Source organism: Dietzia sp. NCCP-2495, assembly GCF_026011735.1.
In the GTDB taxonomy this organism is placed as follows: Bacteria; Actinomycetota; Actinomycetes; order Mycobacteriales; family Mycobacteriaceae; genus Dietzia.
Map to the genome: position 1 here is coordinate 298,100 of NZ_BRVN01000001.1, position 16,233 is coordinate 314,332.

17 protein-coding genes are annotated in these 16,233 nt (G+C 69.4%); 1 reads left to right on the forward strand and 16 read right to left on the reverse strand.

Annotated elements, in window-relative coordinates:
- Positions 1–107: 107 nt before the first annotated feature.
- Together tsf and rpsB are read right to left on the reverse strand one after the other, a co-directional pair.
- Positions 108–932, reverse strand: a complete 825-nt coding sequence (tsf, locus tag OPF83_RS01390) for a translation elongation factor Ts (RefSeq protein ID WP_264885415.1) — start codon at positions 930–932, stop codon at positions 108–110.
- A 205-nt stretch (positions 933–1,137) separates the two neighbouring features.
- The gene (gene rpsB / locus OPF83_RS01395) at positions 1,138–1,974 is read right to left on the reverse strand and encodes a 30S ribosomal protein S2 (RefSeq protein WP_264885416.1); all 837 of its coding nucleotides are present in this window, start codon (positions 1,972–1,974) and stop codon (positions 1,138–1,140) included.
- 470 nt (positions 1,975–2,444) lie between these two features.
- On the opposite strand from rpsB, the gene OPF83_RS01400 reads away from it, so the two are divergent.
- Positions 2,445–3,008: a M23 family metallopeptidase gene (locus tag OPF83_RS01400; protein ID WP_375546184.1), complete on the forward strand. Its 564-nt coding sequence runs from the start codon at positions 2,445–2,447 to the stop codon at positions 3,006–3,008.
- Between the two features lie 23 nt (positions 3,009–3,031).
- On the opposite strand, the gene OPF83_RS01405 is transcribed toward OPF83_RS01400, so the two are convergent.
- The 14 genes from OPF83_RS01405 to OPF83_RS01470 form a co-directional block, all read right to left on the reverse strand.
- Entirely contained in the window at positions 3,032–4,018 is a 987-nt protein-coding gene (locus tag OPF83_RS01405) for a tyrosine recombinase XerC (RefSeq protein WP_264885417.1), read from the reverse strand.
- Positions 4,019–4,083: 65 nt separating this feature from the next.
- Positions 4,084–5,301, reverse strand: coding sequence for a DNA-processing protein DprA (gene dprA / locus OPF83_RS01410; protein ID WP_264885418.1), 1,218 nt, complete (start codon positions 5,299–5,301; stop codon positions 4,084–4,086).
- The gene (locus tag OPF83_RS01415; RefSeq protein WP_264885419.1) at positions 5,301–6,818 is read right to left on the reverse strand and encodes a YifB family Mg chelatase-like AAA ATPase; all 1,518 of its coding nucleotides are present in this window, start codon (positions 6,816–6,818) and stop codon (positions 5,301–5,303) included. The genes dprA and OPF83_RS01415 overlap by 1 nt, the downstream gene beginning before the upstream one ends.
- Before the next feature lie 2 nt (positions 6,819–6,820).
- The gene (locus tag OPF83_RS01420) at positions 6,821–7,252 is read right to left on the reverse strand and encodes a YraN family protein (protein WP_375546185.1); all 432 of its coding nucleotides are present in this window, start codon (positions 7,250–7,252) and stop codon (positions 6,821–6,823) included.
- A 117-nt stretch (positions 7,253–7,369) separates the two neighbouring features.
- Positions 7,370–7,675 (reverse strand): DUF2469 domain-containing protein, encoded by a 306-nt coding sequence (locus OPF83_RS01425; RefSeq protein ID WP_007632861.1) that lies wholly within the window; start codon positions 7,673–7,675, stop codon positions 7,370–7,372.
- On the reverse strand, positions 7,672–8,337 hold the full coding sequence (locus OPF83_RS01430; RefSeq protein WP_264885420.1) for a ribonuclease HII: 666 nt from the start codon (positions 8,335–8,337) through the stop codon (positions 7,672–7,674). The genes OPF83_RS01425 and OPF83_RS01430 overlap by 4 nt, the downstream gene beginning before the upstream one ends.
- A 20-nt stretch (positions 8,338–8,357) precedes the next feature.
- Entirely contained in the window at positions 8,358–9,113 is a 756-nt protein-coding gene (lepB, locus tag OPF83_RS01435; RefSeq protein WP_264885560.1) for a signal peptidase I, read from the reverse strand.
- A gap of 77 nt (positions 9,114–9,190) precedes the next feature.
- Positions 9,191–9,532: a 50S ribosomal protein L19 gene (gene rplS / locus OPF83_RS01440; protein ID WP_264885421.1), complete on the reverse strand. Its 342-nt coding sequence runs from the start codon at positions 9,530–9,532 to the stop codon at positions 9,191–9,193.
- A 310-nt stretch (positions 9,533–9,842) separates the two neighbouring features.
- Positions 9,843–10,670: a tRNA (guanosine(37)-N1)-methyltransferase TrmD gene (gene trmD / locus OPF83_RS01445; protein WP_264885422.1), complete on the reverse strand. Its 828-nt coding sequence runs from the start codon at positions 10,668–10,670 to the stop codon at positions 9,843–9,845.
- A complete protein-coding gene (gene rimM / locus OPF83_RS01450) occupies positions 10,667–11,200 on the reverse strand; it encodes a ribosome maturation factor RimM (RefSeq protein ID WP_264885423.1) in 534 nt (177 codons plus the stop codon). Before rimM ends, trmD begins: the two co-directional genes overlap by 4 nt.
- Positions 11,201–11,239: 39 nt before the next feature.
- A complete protein-coding gene (locus OPF83_RS01455) occupies positions 11,240–11,482 on the reverse strand; it encodes an RNA-binding protein (protein ID WP_264885424.1) in 243 nt (80 codons plus the stop codon).
- A 5-nt stretch (positions 11,483–11,487) separates the two neighbouring features.
- Positions 11,488–11,976 carry a 30S ribosomal protein S16 gene (gene rpsP, locus OPF83_RS01460; protein WP_264885425.1) on the reverse strand — a complete coding sequence of 163 codons (489 nt, stop codon included), beginning with the start codon at positions 11,974–11,976 and terminating at the stop codon, positions 11,488–11,490.
- Between the two features lie 213 nt (positions 11,977–12,189).
- Positions 12,190–13,752 (reverse strand): signal recognition particle protein, encoded by a 1,563-nt coding sequence (gene ffh / locus OPF83_RS01465; protein ID WP_264885426.1) that lies wholly within the window; start codon positions 13,750–13,752, stop codon positions 12,190–12,192.
- A 100-nt stretch (positions 13,753–13,852) separates the two neighbouring features.
- Positions 13,853–16,207: a [protein-PII] uridylyltransferase gene (locus OPF83_RS01470; RefSeq protein WP_264885427.1), complete on the reverse strand. Its 2,355-nt coding sequence runs from the start codon at positions 16,205–16,207 to the stop codon at positions 13,853–13,855.
- Positions 16,208–16,233: the final 26 nt, after the last annotated feature.

Below are 16,233 nucleotides of genomic sequence, written 5' to 3' on the forward strand. Positions count from 1 at the left end.
CAGCCCGCCGAGCGCGGGCACACCCGCCCGCACACGACAGCGGCGGCGGCCCCCGTCACCGGGGACCGCCGCCGCGTACCGACCGCCTCGAGCGGTTAGTTCAGGAGTCAGGCCTGGCCGACCTCGAAGCGCAGGAAGGACGACACCTTCGCGCCGGCCTCCTCCAGCACCGCACCGACGGTCTTCTTGCTGTCGGTGACGGACGCCTGGTCGAGAAGGACGACGTCCTTGTAGTAGCCGTTGAGGCGGCCCTCGATGATCTTGGGCAGAGCCTGCTCGGGCTTGCCCTCCTCGCGGGCGGTGGCCTCGGCGATCTCGCGCTCCTTGGCGACGACGTCGGCGGGGACCGCGTCACGGGTGACGTACTGGGCCTTGAGCGCGGCGATCTGCATCGCGGCCGCGCGAGCGGCGCTCTCCGCGACGTCGCCCTCGCCCGTGTAGGCGACCATCACGCCGACGGCCGGCGGGAGGTCCGAGGAACGCTTGTGGAGGTAGACGGCGACGGGGCCGTCGAGCTTGCCCACGCGGCGGAGAACGAGCTTCTCGCCCGACTTGGCCGAGAACGCGACGACCGCATCGGCGACCGAGGTGCCGTCGAGGTCGGCAGCATTGAGGGCGTCCAGGTCGGAGATGCCCTGAGCGGCGGCAACGGCGACGATCTTGTCCGCGAGCTCGATGAACTCGGCGCTCTTGGCCACGAAGTCGGTCTCGGAGTTGAGCTCGATCATCACGCCGTCCTTGACGGCGACGAGGCCCTCCGCAGTGGTGCGCTCAGCGCGCTTGCCCACGTCCTTGGCGCCCTTGATGCGCAGGAACTCGACGGCCTTGTCGAAGTCGCCGTCGTTCTCCTCGAGAGCCTTCTTGCAGTCCATCATCCCGGAGCCGGTGAGCTCACGCAGACGCTTGACGTCGGCAGCGGTGTAGTTCGCCATTGTGGGGCGACCCTCCTTTTAGGGGTTCGATGTGTCGTGGAATGTGTGCACGTCGGTCGTCGGGCGCGTTCGTCACCACACTAGACGGCCTCGCGTCGTTGGTGACAAGCCCGGCGATCTGACAGCTCGGGCCCGGCCCCCGGTCGACCCCGGTACGGGGTCATGGGCGGCCGGGCCCGACATGTTCTCGAGCTGGTGGTACCGATCAGGCCTCGGTCGAGGGAGCCTCGGTGGCCTCCGCGGCGGGAGCCTCGGCGGTCTCGGCAGCGGCGGTCTCGCCGGTCACCTGGTCGAGCTGCTCGGTCTCCCACTCGGCGAGCGGCTCGGCGGCCTCTCCGGTGGCCTTGCCGGCCTGGCTGCGGGCCTTGAGGCCCTCGGCCACGGCGGAGGCGATGACGCGGGTCAGCACGGCGACCGAGCGGATCGCGTCGTCGTTCGCCGGGATCGGGTAGTCGACGACATCCGGATCACAGTTGGTGTCGAGGATCGCGACGACCGGGATGTTGAGCTTGCGCGCCTCGCCGACGGCGATGTGCTCCTTGTTGGTGTCGACGACCCACACGACGGAAGGAACCTTGGTCATGTCACGCATACCGCCGAGCGTGCGCTCGAGCTTGTTCTTCTCACGCGTGAGCATGAGGATTTCCTTCTTGGTGCGACCCTCGAAGCCACCGGTCTGCTCCATCGACTCGAGCTCCTTGAGTCGCAGGAGCCGCTGGTGCACGGTCTGGAAGTTGGTGAGCATGCCGCCCAGCCAGCGCTGGTTGACGTACGGCATCCCGACCTTGGCGGCCTCTTCGGCGATGGCCTCCTGGGCCTGCTTCTTGGTGCCGACGAACAGGACGGTGCCGCCGTGGGCGACGGTCTCCTTGACGAACTCGTACGCCTGGTCGATGTACGTCAGGGACTGCTGCAGGTCGATGATGTAGATGCCGTTGCGGTCGGTGAAGATGAACCGACGCATCTTCGGGTTCCAGCGACGGGTCTGGTGGCCGAAGTGGGCACCTGCGTCGAGCAGCTGCTTCATGGAGATGACTGCCATGATGGGTTGAGGGCTCGTCCGGCTTGGAAGCAGCCGGACCGCGAGGCCCTCGTCCTCGCTTTCTGATGTGCGTATCGGGTTATGCCCTTGGATCAGATCGGTTGACCTGAGGGCCCTGGTGTCAGCGCCGGACCTCACCCCTCCACAGGGAAGGGCACCTACTGGTCCGCCGTCCGGGTGGTCCGTGAGCCCGGGTCTCCCCGTGCATCCCGGGTCCGGATACCCCTCCCTTGAGGGAAGAGCAGGACACGCGAAGTCGATCGACGGACAGTCGACCGCATCGGGAATCATAACCTGTCGACCGCCTACCGCCAAGACGGTGTCGCCGCCCGCGAGCAATCGGCCTGTGGATTGTCGTCCGGGCATTCCACAGCTGTCTCGGGGCCCTCGCAATCGGGGTTCCGATCACGTGGACTGCAGCCATGTCGTCAACCAGTTCTGCAGGGCACGGCCAACGAAGTCGGAAGGCCATGGCCCCCTCCCCCGCTGCCGTCCCGCTCGTTCTCATCGCACTCGTGATGTCCATCGCGAGCCCGCAGTTTCCGGTGGCGAGCGGCAGCCCGAACGTCTCCCGGCCTCTCATGGTCTCGCCCGTGCCCGGCCCTGTGCGCGTGATGACGCCGTTCGATCTGCCGGAGCAGCGGTGGAGGCCGGGGCACCGGGGTGTGGATCTCGCCGCGACACCTCTCGTCGAGGTCCGGGCACCCGGCGACGGGACCACCGTGTTCGCGGGTGTGATCGCGGGGCGACCCGTACTGTCGATCGATCACGGGGCCGGGCTACGCACCACGTACGAACCCGTCAGTGCGATCGTGCGCGAGGGCCAGACGGTTCGAGGCGGCGAGGTGATCGGGCACCTGGTGGCGGGCCACCCGGGGTGCCCCGTGGAGGCGTGCCTGCACTGGGGCGCACGGGTGGACGCGGGAGGACCTTCCGGTGGCGACGACGACTACGTCGACCCGCTGTCTCTCCTCGTGGACACCGAACTCCCGATCACTCTCAAGCCGACTCGTCCCGGGGACGGACAGCTCTGAGCGCGGGCAGCAGGACCACGGTGTCAGGCCCGGGGATGGGCTCCGCGATAGGCGGCGCGGAGTCGGTCCGCGGAGACGTGTGTGTAGATCTGGGTGGTGGCCGGCGTCGTATGCCCCAGCAGTTCCTGGACGTGCCGGAGGTCCGCACCTCCCTCGAGCAGGTGCGTGGCCGAACTGTGGCGCAGGGCGTGCGGCGACAGCCGGGGTGAGCCGGGCGTGGCGGCGGTGATCTCATTGACCACCCGTCGGGCCGTCCGCGGGTCGAGTCGGCCGCCGCGCGCTCCGAGCAGTAGCGCTGGCCCGGAGGATGCGGTCGCCAGCGCCGGTCGGGCACTGCCGAGCCACGAGTTCAGCACCTTGTCCGCGGGGGGGCCGTAGGGGACGGCGCGTTCTCGGTTGCCCTTGCCGATCACCCGCAGCAGGCGCCGCTCCCGGTCGACATCGTCCACGTCGAGCCCGCACAGTTCCGAGACCCGGATCCCGCACGCGTACAGCAGTTCGACCACCAGCTGGTCGCGGGTCGCGATCGGATCGCCGCCCTCGGCTCCCAGCTCGGTGGTTCGGATGACCTCGGTCGCCTGCTCCGCGTGGAGAACCTCCGGAAGATGCCTGTGTGGTCGCGGTGCCTCGAGCCGTGCCGCGACATCGACCGGGAGGAGTCCGGCTCGCACCGCCCAGCTGCTGAAGGAGCGGACAGCCGCGACCCGGCGGGCCACGGTCGACCGGGCGGCACCTGCCTGGACCTGCTCGGCCAACCAGCCCCGGAGCGCGGGGAGCGTGAACGCCGAGGCGAGGTCACCGGCTTCAGCAGGCCCTTCCGGCGCTTCCGCGAGCCGACCGAGCAATAGGGCGACGTCCGAGCGGTATGCCCTCACCGTCGCCTCCGAACGCGACCGGCCGGTGCGGAGATGATCGGAGTAGTCGTCCAGGACGGGGTCGAGCGCAGCCGGAACCGCACGCGAAGGCTGTCCCGTTCTTCCCGTACGTCCCGCGTTTCCCGCTCGTCCCATGAGTACCCATCATCATCGGCTCGCGCGGTCCACGCAAGGCCCCCTCGTCCCTGACGACCTCGGGTTCAGTCCACCGGAAGACTCATCTGCACCCCTCCAGTGCCGGACCGTCGCCACCCCTGCGGTCCGCGGATGACCACTCCGGTCGACATGAGCCGGCCCAGTACCGCCCGTGCGGTGTTCGGCGGGATCCCCGCCGATGCGGCGACCTCGCCCGGTGCGAGTCCACCTCTCGTCGGCAGCGCCTCGAGGACCCTGCGGGTGATGTCATCGAGCCCGTCCCACGAGGAGGCGTCTCCCCTGATCGGGTCCGCCGTCTCGCCCATGCCGCCGGCGAGCTCGACCACCTCCGCGGCACGGCCGACGAGAACAGCCCCACGATCCCGGATGAGCAGATGGCTTCCCACCGATGCGACCGACGTGACCGGCCCGGGTACCGCCCCGACAGGTCGGTCGAGCGCGGCAGCCCACGCCGCTGTGCTCAGGGCTCCACTCCTCGCCGCCGCTTCGACGACGACAGTCGCAGAGCCCAACGCGGCGATGATCCGGTTGCGATCGAGGAACCGGTATCTGGTGACGCCCGTCCCCGGAGGCTGTTCGGAGATCACCGCACCTGTCCGGGCGACCTCGCGCAGTAGCCCATCGTTACCTCGCGGATAGAGCCGATCGACACCTCCGGCCAGCACCGCGATCGTCGTGCCGCCCACTCCCAGGACCGCGCGGTGCGCTGCGGCGTCGATACCGAACGCGCCTCCCGAGACCACGGTGAAGTCCTCTACGGCCACACCCGCACTGAGGTCGGCGGTCACCGCCCGTCCGTAGGCGGTCGGTGCGCGGGTCCCGACCACGGCCACGGCACGGGACAACGCCCGTTCGGGTTCGACCGGCCCACGCCACCACAACCCGAGTGGCCTGAGTGCGGTCGGCACTCCGCCGGAGGTGTCCCGTCGGCGTCCCCTCGGACGGTCCAGCGGTAGGAGTGCCCAGTCCGGCCAGCCGGGGTCGCCCGGCACCAGAAGCCGGGCGTCGACCTCGTGGGCAGCGTCCATCAGCTGATCGCCGTCGACCTGGAGGTGCCGGGCCTCGGTCTGGTCGATCAACGCATCCCCGACCTGCCGTCGCCGGATCCGGTCCGTCGCCTCGACCGGGCCTACGGCGTCGACGAGGTCCCACAGTTGCGCTGTCGGGCGCTCGGTCACAGCGCTGAGATAGGCGTACGCCGACCGCTGCTCGGGTGTGACCGGCTGCGGTCCGACGACCTGATCCGGGTACCGCCCGGTCATCACTGGTCTCCTCGTAGGACCATCGCCTCGGCGACGTGGGATTCGTCCGGAGCGTTCGCCCCGTCGAGGTCGGCGACTGTCCACGCGAGTCGCAGGCACCGGTCGACTCCCCGCGCCGAGAGGACGCCGTGGGCCAGTGCGCGGTCCAGTGGTCGAAGCGCACGTCTGTCCAGCGCCTTCAGCGATCTGAGGACCCGGCCGGGAACGCCTGCGTTGGATGCCGCGCCGTTCGCCTCCGGGCACGAGGCCCACCGGTGGGCGGCCGCAGCCCTCGCCGTCGTCACCCGGTCCCGCACCGACCTCGTGTCCTCGGCCTCACCGACCGACAACAGACCCGTGCCGACGGGGAGGGTCCGCGCGGAGATGTCGATCCGGTCGCGCAGCGGTCCCGACAATGCCCTGCCATACCGCCGTCGCGCGTCCGGGGTGCATGTACAGGAATCCGGCCGTGCGGCCCCGCACGGGCAGTCATTCGCCGCCAACACGAGTTGGAACCTGGCGGGGAACACGAAGACGCCCTCGCTGCGGGCGATGCGCACCTCCCCCTCCTCCAGCGGGGTCCGCAGACTGTCCAGAGTGGTCGCGGACATCTCGGCGCACTCGTCGAGGAACAAGACGCCCCGGTGAGCCAGAGACACCGCTCCCGGGCGAGGCGACGCCGGACCCCCGCCGACCAGCGCCACGGACGAGGCCCCGGGATGCGGGGCGACGAACGGTGGTCGACGCAGCAACGGATCGCCGGGCGGCAGCGCGCCCATGATCGAGTGGATGGCGGTCGCCTCCAGTGCCGCCTGCTCCCCGAGATCCGGCAGGAGGCCGGGCAGGCGGCGGGCGAGCATGGTCTTGCCCGTACCGGGGGCTCCGCGCAGAAGGAGAGCATGGTCGCCAGCTGCGGCAACTTCTACGGCTCGACGGCAATCGTCCTGACCGATGACCTCTCCGAGATCGGTCAGGTCATCCCCATCAGCTCGGTCCACCTCGGGTGCACGGCAGATCAGGTCACCGGAACCCCGACTCCACAGTGCAAGGCGGGCCAACGAATCCACCCCGGCGGAGTCGATACCGTGGACGAGCCGCGCCTCGGCGAGGTTCGCCTCCGGAACGATGGCGCGATCCAGCCCGGCGGCACGGGCCGCGAGAACCGCAGGCAGGACGCCGCGCACGGGCCTGACCCGTCCGTCCAGGGCGAGTTCACCGAGCAGGAGCGTGCCGTCGAACGCCATGGCCGGGAGTTCTCCCGACGCGGTGAGCACCCCCACCGCGAGCGCGAGGTCCAGACCGGAACCCCGCTTCGGCACCGCGGCGGGCGACAGCGAGAGCACGACTTTCCCGGGAGGCCAGGCCAGCCCGGAGTTGCTCACCGCCGCACGGACCCGATGTCTGGCCTGGAGTACCGCGTTGTCCCCGAGCCCGACAATGCTGACCCCGGGAAGGCCGCGCCCCACGTCGGCCTCGACCTCGACCAGCTGCCCTCCGACTCCCTGGAGGGTCACGGCCCACGTCCGTCCGAGCGCCACCGTCAGATCACGTCCTCGAGCAGTTCGAGACGCGGATACCCCGCATCCGACAGGTCCACACCCACCACGTCGAAGCAGACCTGACGCCATCCGCCGGGGTTGGCGGCGAGCCAGTGACGTGCGGCTACACGGAGTCGCCGCAGCTTTTCCTCGGTGACCGCCTCCGCCGGCGAACCGAATCCGGACCCGGTGCGGGTCTTGACCTCCACGAACCTCACCCGCCCGGAACTGTCGAGCACCACGAGGTCGAGCTCTGCTTCGCGGCACCGCCAGTTCCTGGCGAGGACACGTGCGCCCCTGGCCGTCAGCAACTGCTCGGCGAGGCGCTCGCCCTCCCGTCCGAGCGCAACCCGTTGATCGGTCCTGCCACGGTCGTCACCCGCAGGCCACTTGTCCGCCACCATCCCCAGCCCCTCCCCTCGTGCCCCGGCCACTCCGGGTCCACCGGAGGACACACTGCCGGACGGGAGGGGCCCGACCTGCCGGAGAGCAGGTCGGGCCCGGGCCGCCTGTGGAGCGGTGGACGAGCTGGGGAATTCTCCCCTAGGGGATTACTCCGGTAGCCGGAGCTCGGGCTTGTCCAGCTCCTCGATGTTGACGTCCTTGAAGGTCAGGACACGGACGTACTTCACGAAACGTGCAGGTCGGTACATGTCCCACACCCAGGCGTCAGACATTCGAACGTCGAAGTACACCTCGCCGTCGGCCGATCTCGGGATGAGCTCGACGGCGTTGGCGAGATAGAAACGGCGCTCAGTCTCGACGACATAGGTGAACTGCCCGACGATGTCGCGGTACTCGCGATAAAGCGAGAGCTCCATCTCGGTCTCGTAGTTCTCCAGATCCTCGGCGCTCATCTCGTGCTCCTCGAATGCGCCTGCGCGGCGCGACGGACGTTGGCGTACGACATGCGATGAATGTCGCTGGGACCGAGTTCCTCGATCGCCCTGGCGTGACGTGCGGTGCCGTAACCCTTGTGGGAGGCGAATCCGTACCCCGGATACCGCTCGTCGAGGTCCACCATAATGCGATCGCGTGTCACCTTCGCGAGGACACTCGCGGCGGCGATGGATGCGACCACGGCATCGCCTCCGATCACCGACGTGGACTGGCAGCCCAGTCCGTCGACACTGAACCCGTCGGTCAGTACGAATCCTGGGGCGTTGTCGAGTCCGGCCACCGCGCGCCGCATCCCCTCGAGATTGCAGCGGTGGATTCCACGCTCGTCGATGCGCCCGGCGTCGATCAGCACGACCGACGTCGCGACCGCCCGCTTCATCACCACGTCGAAGAGTCGCTCACGAGTGCTGGCGCTCAACCGCTTGGAGTCGTCGAGGTCGGCGAGATCGGGATGGAGTCTGTCCCCGAGGACGCACGCGGCCACCACGAGTGGGCCGGCGCAGCACCCCCGTCCCGCCTCGTCGACACCCGCGACAGGACCTAGACCCCGCCTGGACAGCGCCGCTTCCAGTGCCAACCTGCCTGCCCGCCGGCTCACCCGGACCCGGCCTGGCAGCATGGGCCCGGCGTGCCCCGTGCTCAACCGACGCTGATGTCCGGGGAGTCGACGGTGCCGATCCGACTGAACGGGAGAATGACCGCCTGCACCTTGCCGATGACGTTCTCCTCCGGAATAGTGCCCTGGAACTCATCACCCATGTGGAAACGCGAATCCGCGGAGTTGTTGCGGTTGTCCCCCATCACCCAATAGTTTCCCTCGGGCACGGTGACCGGTCCGAACGCACAGTTCAGTGGATTGCGCACGACGGTGGGTTCCTCGTTGACATACGGCTCGTCGAGCGGTTGACCGTCGACGAGAAGCCTGCCGTCCGGAGCACAACCGCCGACAGTCTGCCCGCCCACGGCGATGATCCGCTTCACGAGATCGTTCTCGTCCGGTGGGACGATGCCGATCACGCCACCGATGTTCTGCAGAGTGCGGATGACGGGATTGTCGGACCGGATGGACTGGTACCCCTCGTTCCACGAGTCCGGACCCTTGAACACCACCACGTCCCCGGGCTCGGGATCGCCCAGACGGTAGCTGATCTTGTCGACGAAGATGCGGTCCCCCGTGCACCCCGCACAACCGTGGAGTGTGGGTTCCATCGACTCGGACGGGATCTGGTAGACGCGCCCGACGAAGGTCTGGAAGACGAAGACCAGGACCAGGGCGATCACCACGAGCATGGGGATCTCGATGTACCAGGGCTGGCCCTTCTTCTCGGCCTTCCCGACGCCGCGAGCCGGGACCCCGTCGTGGGGCCCCGGCTCGGTGGAGGAATGCCCGGGCATATCGGTGTTGCTCACCCGGACGAGCGTAGTCGATCCCGGTCCGTCATCGACGACCGGTCACGAGACGCCTCATACGATCAGCGCTTCTCCTTGATCTTCGCGGCCTTGCCACGGAGATCACGCAGGTAGTACAGCTTGGCGCGACGGACGTCACCGCGGACCAGGACGTCGATCTTGTCGATGTTCGGCGAGTGGACCGGGAAGGTGCGCTCGACGCCGACACCGAAGGAGACCTTGCGGACGGTGAAGGTCTCGCGGACGCCACCACCCTGGCGACGGATCACGACACCCTTGAAGACCTGGATACGCTCCTTGGAGCCCTCGATGACCTTGACGTGGACGTCGAGGGTGTCACCGGCCCGGAACTCGGGGATGTCGTCCCGCAGGGACTTGTTGTCGATGAAGTCGAGAGTGTTCATTGAAGTTCCTCATATGTGGGAAGAAGGACAGAGGACCCTGGCGCCCGCAGATGCGGATCGGCCGGTTCGTGCCCCGGATCAGCGCGACCGTGTACGGGCGCCTGGGACGCCCGGAAGGTCAACCCCGCTAGTGTGCCACCCCGCACACATCCACCTCAAATCACGGTCCCGATTCCCAGAGATCCATGACCGGCATGCCCTGTGAGCATCGACGGTCCGAGCGCCCCTGGTGACCTGATCGTCATGGCGGGGACTGTCGGCCCCGGCGCCGCGTGCGGCATTGTCAGCGCGGTCACGGCTGTCAGCACGATCAGCGCTGCGGCGCTACCCACCCGGCGTCAGCGAGAGTCGCCAGGTCGTGTGCGTCCAGTTCGACGTCCGCGAGCAACTCGGGCCGCCGGGCCAGAGTCCGTCTGAGCGATTCGTCGCGGCGCCACCGATCGATCTTCGCGTGGTTGCCGGATTTGAGGACCTCGGGAACCGCGCGATCCCGCCACACCTCGGGACGGGTGTAGGAGGGCCCCTCCAGCAGGCCGTCGGAGAAGGAGTCCTCCTCGTGACTGCGCCTGTTCCCTAGTACACCGGGCAGGAGCCGAACGACAGCTTCGGCTATGACGAGCACGGCGACCTCGCCGCCGATGAGTACGTAGTCACCGATGCTGACCTCTTCGACGTCCATGCGTTCCGAGGCCTCGTCCACGACGCGCTGGTCGATCCCCTCGTAGCGGCCACAGGCGAACAGGAGGTGTCGGCGTCGCGCATAGCGGTGGGCGTCGGCCTGGGTGAACGGCCGTCCGGCCGGGGTCGGGACGATCAGCAACGGCCGGTCGTCGACGTCGGCCTCCGGGGTTGGCGTCGTGGTCTCGACGCCCGCGGGTACGAGCTCGTCGAGAGCCTCACCCCAGACCGTGGGCCGCATGACCATCCCGGGCCCTCCGCCGAAGGGCGTGTCGTCGACGGAACGATGGACGTCGTGCGTCCACTCGCGGAGATCGTGGATCCCGATGTCCACGATGCCCCGATCCACCGCACGACCGAGGAGCGCGAGGTTCAGCGGAGCGAGGTACTCGGGAAAGACGGTGACCACATCGAGGCGGAGGCGCGGATCTGGGCCCGTGTCGTTCGCGGGCTCGGTCACGAGGCACCCAGGTCGAGGAGTCCCTCCGGAGGGTCGATCACGCAGTACCCGGCGTCGAGATCGACGGTGGGGACCATCTCGGTCACGAACGGCACGAGCGCGTCGCCACCGACTGCCAGTGTGATGGCGAGGAGTTCTCCTCCGGGCGTGTGGACGATCTCGGCCACCTCGCCAAGTTCCTCGCCGGCGGTGTCCCGCACCCGCAGGCCCACGAGCTGGTGATCGTGGAACTCGTCGGGGTCGTCGGGATCGGTCAGCGATTCCGAGTCGACGAGGAGGATCATGCCGCGGAGTCCGTCGGCCGCGTCGCGGTCCGCGATTCCGGCGAGACGCACGAGAAGCCGCCCGGAATGATTCCGGGCGGCTTCTATCGTGACTTCGCGGTCCGTAGCGGTGCGTCCACGGCCGGTGCGACCCACCAGGACGGTGCCGGGTGCGAACCGCTCTTCAGGAGAGTCGGTCCGTACCTCGACGACGAGCTCGCCGCGGATACCGTGTGACTTGACCACACGTCCGACGACGAGCTCCATGGTGATTTCCTACCTTCGGATACCGGTGTCGGTGCGGCGTCAGCGGTCGGTGTCGACCACGTCGACGCGGATACCGGGTCCTCCGACGGCGGTGACAACGGTCCGGATGGCCGAGGCGGTGCGTCCACCACGGCCGATCACGCGACCGAGATCGGTCGGTGCGACCGTCACCCTGACCACGGTGCCGCGCCGCCCACCACTCGCCCGCACGGACACGGCGTCGGGTTCCGACACGATGCCCCGGACGAGATGGTCGACGGCGTCGACAACCATGTCGTTCATCGAACTCAGGCCTCGGCGGACTCGGCCTCGGCGGCCTCGCCCTCGGTGGACTCAGAAGCCGCGGCGGCCTCCTCGGCAGCCTTGGCCTCCTCGGCCTTCTTGGCCTTCTCCGCCTTGCGCTTGGAGGTGATGGCCTCGGCGGACGGGGCGCCCTGGGCCTCCTCGAGCGCCTTGTTGAACAGGTCCAGCTTGGACGGCTTGGGCTCGGCGACCTTGAGGGTACCCTCGGCGCCCTCGATGCCCTTGAACTTCTGCCAGTCGCCGGTGATCTTGAGGAGCTGCTCGACGGCCTCGGTCGGCTGCGCGCCGACACCCAGCCAGTACTGCGCACGGTCGGAGTCGATCTGGATGAAGCTCGGCTCCTCCTTCGGACGGTAGAGACCAATGGTCTCGATCGAACGACCGTCGCGGCGGGTGCGGGCATCGGCCACGACGACCCGGTACTGCGGGTTGCGGATCTTACCGAGGCGGGTGAGCTTGATCTTGACGGCCATGGTGGCGTCTCACTTTCTGTTGCAGGTCACGTGGTGATTCAGCGACACCCGCACCATTTGCGGGGCCCGGTTTCACCTTCCGGGTGACCGCCGTTCGGCACGGACCCGACGCGTTCACGTACGGGTCCACCGGTGACGGCGTCCAGCGCACCAGTCTAGACAGTTCCCGGCATCGGACACCAATCCCGCGCCGGAGCGTCCGACTGTCGGGGGTCAGCGCTTCGGGAACTTCAGGTCGTTGAGATCCAGTCCTTCCAGACCGGGCGGGAGCTGGTCGAGTCCCGCCGGCATCTGCGACAGGTCCGGCATCCCGGCGGGCATCCCCGGCGGCATCCCGGGCATTCCACCGGGCATCATGCCGCGGTTCTTGGGCGGGGTCGGCCCCCGTCCACCCTTCTTGCCCTTCTTGCCCTTGCGCTGGTTCTTACGGTTGCCACCGGGCATGCCCATCTGGCCGGCCATCCGGCTCATCATCTTGCGCGCCTCGAAGAAGCGGTCCACGAGCTGGTTGACGTCCGTGACGGTGACGCCAGAGCCCTTGGCGATGCGCTGGCGACGCGAACCGTTGATGATCTTCGGGTTGGACCGCTCCTCCGGGGTCATGCCGCGAATGATGGCCTGGATCCGGTCGAGGTACTTCTCGTCGATGTCACCGACGGCGGCCTTCATCTCCTTGCCGCCGGGCAGCATCCCGAGGAGGTTCCCGATGGGCCCCATCTTGCGGATCATGAGCATCTGGTCGAGGAAGTCTTCGAGAGTGAGCTCGCCGGAGCCGATCCTGGCAGCGGTCTTCTCGGCCTCCTTGGCGTCGAAGACGGTCTCGGCCTGCTCGATCAGGGAGAGCACGTCACCCATGCCGAGGATGCGGCTGGACATGCGCTCCGGGTGGAAGACGTCGAAGTCCTCGAGCTTCTCACCGTCGGAGGCGAACATGATCGGCGTGCCGGTCAGCTCGCGCACGCTGAGCGCGGCGCCACCGCGGGCGTCGCCGTCGAGCTTGGTCAGGACGACACCGGTGAACCCGACGCCCTCGCGGAACGCCTCGGCGGTCACCACGGCGTCCTGACCGATCATGGCGTCGAGGACGAAGAAGGTCTCGTGCGGATCGACGGCGTCGCGAATCCCGCGGGCCTGCGCCATCATCTCCTCGTCGATGCCGAGGCGACCGGCGGTGTCGACGATCACCACGTCGTGCATCTTGGCGCGGGCGTGCGCGAGGCCCCGCTGGGCGACCATGACGGGCTCGGCGACGCCGATCGCCTCCCCGTCCCCGCCGACGGAAGTGCCGGGGTGGGGCGCGAACACCTGGACGCCGGCGCGCTCGCCGACGATCTGGAGCTGGTCGACGGCGCCGGGGCGCTGGAGGTCACAGGCGACGAGCAGCGGTGTGTGGCCCTGGCCCTTGAGCCAGTGCGCGAGCTTGCCGGCGAGCGTCGTCTTACCGGCACCCTGGAGGCCGGCGAGCATGATCACGGTCGGCGGCTGCTTGGCGAACTCGATGCGCCGCGCCTCGCCGCCGAGGATGGCGGTGAGCTCCGCGTCGACGATCTTGACGACCTGCTGCGCCGGGTTGAGCGCCTCGGAGACCTCGGCGCCCTTGGCACGCTCCTTAACACGCGCGATGAAGGTGCGCACGACCGGCAGGGCGACGTCGGCATCGAGTAGCGCCAGTCGGATCTCGCGCGCCGTCGCGTCGATGTCGGCGTCGCTCAGTCGGCCTTTCCCGCGCAGGTCCTTGAGCGCACCTGTGAGGCGATCGGACAAGGAATCGAACACGGCAACAGCTCCCTGGTTCGCGGCACGGGGTCGTCGTGGCCCCGGTGTCGTCGGCGACGACTCCCCACAGGGTATCGGGATACGCCGCCCCGGCACACGGTCAGGTCGCCGCCGCGGGAGGTGTCCGGGTGAGCGCGGCGGCGACGGCCTCGGCCGTGGCGGGCGCCGCCCCGGCCCCGGAGAGGGCGAAGACGTCCTCGACGAGCGCCCCGCGGGTGCGTACCCGCGCCCAGTCGATCCGCGCGTCCGCCTCCAGTATCGCGGAGATGCTGCGGGCGAGCAGAGCCGGACCGTCGTGTGTGCGGACCTCGAGGATCACCCCGGGAGCGTCGGTCCGTGGGCTGACCGTCGCCGCGACGCGTCCGGGCGCGTGCGCGGTGCGGCGTCGGACTGCTCGACCGAGTGCAGCGCGCATCGGCGCGGGGAGTCCGGAGTCAACCGCGCGACGGAGGTCCTGGGCGAGCAGCCGCGGGTCGACGGGATCACCGAACCCGGTGGAGACGGTCAACGCCGCGCGCATGCCGCCGGGAGGACGGAGGTCGATCCGGGCGTCGATCACATCCAGTCCGTGGAAGGCCAGGACCTGCGCGGTGACCTCGAGTGTCCGGCCGCCTCCGGGGACAACGAGGTCGAGGTGGTGCCGCGCGCCGGTGGCGAACGGGGTGAGGACGACGACGACGTCGGGCCGCCCGTGCGGCCGGCGAACGTCGACCACCGGTGCGTCGTAGGCGCTCGGCCGGCTGGCCTGCAACTCCCGGCAGGCGGCCGCCAGGTCTGCGTGAGCCGAGGCCCGTCCCGGAGTCCACACGGATGGTCCGGTGGCCTTCGAGTCCGCCTCGGTGAGCGCGGCCAGGACGTCCAGCGCCACCAGGTCCGAGTCCAGCGCCTCGGCGAGTGAAGCGGCCGTGGCCGGATCGCGGGGATCCTTACCTACGGACGCGCGGGCGAACTCGAGGTGGTGCCTGACCAAGCGCACGAGAGTCTCGACGTCGTCGTCGTCCACTCCCAGTCGCACGGCGATCGGGCGCACCATCTCCGCCCCGGTCTCACAGTGGTCCCCCGGGCGGGCCTTGCCGATGTCGTGAAACAGGGCGGCGAGCAGGAGGAGATCCGGCCGGACGACAGAGGTCGTCAGCGGTGCGGCCTCGACCGCGGTCTGCACGAGATGCCGGTCCACAGGGAAGACATGGGACCGGTCGCGGGCGGGGAGGTCGCGGATCTCCGACCACTCGGGCAGGATCCGTTCCCACAGACCGCTCCGGTCGAGGGCCTCGAACGCCGACGGCAGCGCCGGGCCCGAGCCGAGCAGAACCAACAGGTCCGACAGCGCCTCCGCCGGCCAAGTCCCCTCCGTCCGCGGAGACCGCTCGGCGAGCACACCCAGCGTCGCCGAGGCGATCGGCAGGTCCGCCCTCGCCGCAGCGGCGGCGACCCGCAGTGGCAGCCACGGGTCGTCAGTGGCCCGCGTGCCCCTGGCGAGGGCGACCTCCCCGGAGTGTTCGACCACACCGTCCGCCAGCGGACGGCGGACCGGTGAGCGGTGCAGGAGCCCGACGAGTCCCCGCGTGGACAGTGCACTGCACGAGTCGCGGAGGGCCTGGTCGGCGGTGAAGGCGATCGTCCGCGAGGCGTCACCGATCACCCGGGCGAGGTCGAACCGGTCCCCCACGCCGAGCGCCTCCGCCACGTCGTCGCCGTACTGCGCGTGCAGCACTTCTCGGGCGCGTCCACTACTTCTGTGGAGTTCGGTGCGCGCGTCCAACACCCGGCGGTGAGCCGCGGCCAGCTCGCCCGGCATGGTCGACCTGCCGTCACTGAGCTGCGCGAGCGCCAGCGCCGAGATGAGCTGGACGTCGCGGAGGCCACCGGCGCCGTTCTTCAGATCGGGTTCGGTGAGATGCGCGATCACCCCGGCACGCCTGCGGCGGGCCGCGACCGACTCGACCAGGTCGTCGTAGCGGGCGGCGATCTGCTCGCGCCACTGGCGACGCGCCCCGTCTACGACGAGGGCACCCAGGTCGGCATCCCCGGCGATCACCCTGGCGTCCACCAGGCTGACACCCGCGAGGACGTCCGACGCGGCGACGGCCAGGGACTGGTCGACGGTCCGGACACTGTGGTCCAGGGCGATGCCGGAGTCCCACAGCGGGTACCAGAGGGCATCCGCCACGGAGTCGATCGCCCGGCCCGGGTGCCGCTCGTGGACGAGCAGCAGGTCGAGGTCCGAGTGCGGGAGGACCTCTCGACGGCCGAGGCCGCCCAGAGCGAGTAGGGCGAACCCGCTCCCCGGCCGGATCCCCGCCGTCCGCGCCAGCCCCTCGAGCTCCGTCTCGTAGAGCTCACACAGTGCGGCGCGGACGGCGGCAGCGGGAAGGTCTACATATGTAGCGGTCAGGATCTTGTCCCGGCCCTCGCGGAGCGCTCTGCCGAACCTACTGCCCGATGTCGCCTCCATGTGGCTCCCCTCCCCGTTGTCGGACC

Excerpts from the sequence above, each read along its gene's own strand:
- OPF83_RS01455 (WP_264885424.1), bottom strand. The coding sequence starts at position 11,482 with ATGAACGACATGGTTGTCGACGCCGTCGACCATCTCGTCCGGGGCATC.
- dprA (WP_264885418.1), bottom strand. The coding sequence starts at position 5,301 with ATGACCGGGCGGTACCCGGATCAGGTCGTCGGACCGCAGCCGGTCACA.
- OPF83_RS01430 (WP_264885420.1), bottom strand. The coding sequence starts at position 8,337 with ATGCTGCCAGGCCGGGTCCGGGTGAGCCGGCGGGCAGGCAGGTTGGCA.
- OPF83_RS01405 (WP_264885417.1), bottom strand. The coding sequence starts at position 4,018 with ATGGGACGAGCGGGAAACGCGGGACGTACGGGAAGAACGGGACAGCCT.
- rplS (WP_264885421.1), bottom strand. The coding sequence starts at position 9,532 with ATGAACACTCTCGACTTCATCGACAACAAGTCCCTGCGGGACGACATC.
- rpsP (WP_264885425.1), bottom strand. The coding sequence starts at position 11,976 with ATGGCCGTCAAGATCAAGCTCACCCGCCTCGGTAAGATCCGCAACCCG.
- lepB (WP_264885560.1), bottom strand. The coding sequence starts at position 9,113 with ATGCCCGGGCATTCCTCCACCGAGCCGGGGCCCCACGACGGGGTCCCG.
- OPF83_RS01400 (WP_375546184.1), top strand. The coding sequence starts at position 2,445 with ATGGCCCCCTCCCCCGCTGCCGTCCCGCTCGTTCTCATCGCACTCGTG.
- rpsB (WP_264885416.1), bottom strand. The coding sequence starts at position 1,974 with ATGGCAGTCATCTCCATGAAGCAGCTGCTCGACGCAGGTGCCCACTTC.
- OPF83_RS01425 (WP_007632861.1), bottom strand. The coding sequence starts at position 7,675 with ATGAGCGCCGAGGATCTGGAGAACTACGAGACCGAGATGGAGCTCTCG.
- tsf (WP_264885415.1), bottom strand. The coding sequence starts at position 932 with ATGGCGAACTACACCGCTGCCGACGTCAAGCGTCTGCGTGAGCTCACC.
- OPF83_RS01470 (WP_264885427.1), bottom strand. The coding sequence starts at position 16,207 with ATGGAGGCGACATCGGGCAGTAGGTTCGGCAGAGCGCTCCGCGAGGGC.
- rimM (WP_264885423.1), bottom strand. The coding sequence starts at position 11,200 with ATGGAGCTCGTCGTCGGACGTGTGGTCAAGTCACACGGTATCCGCGGC.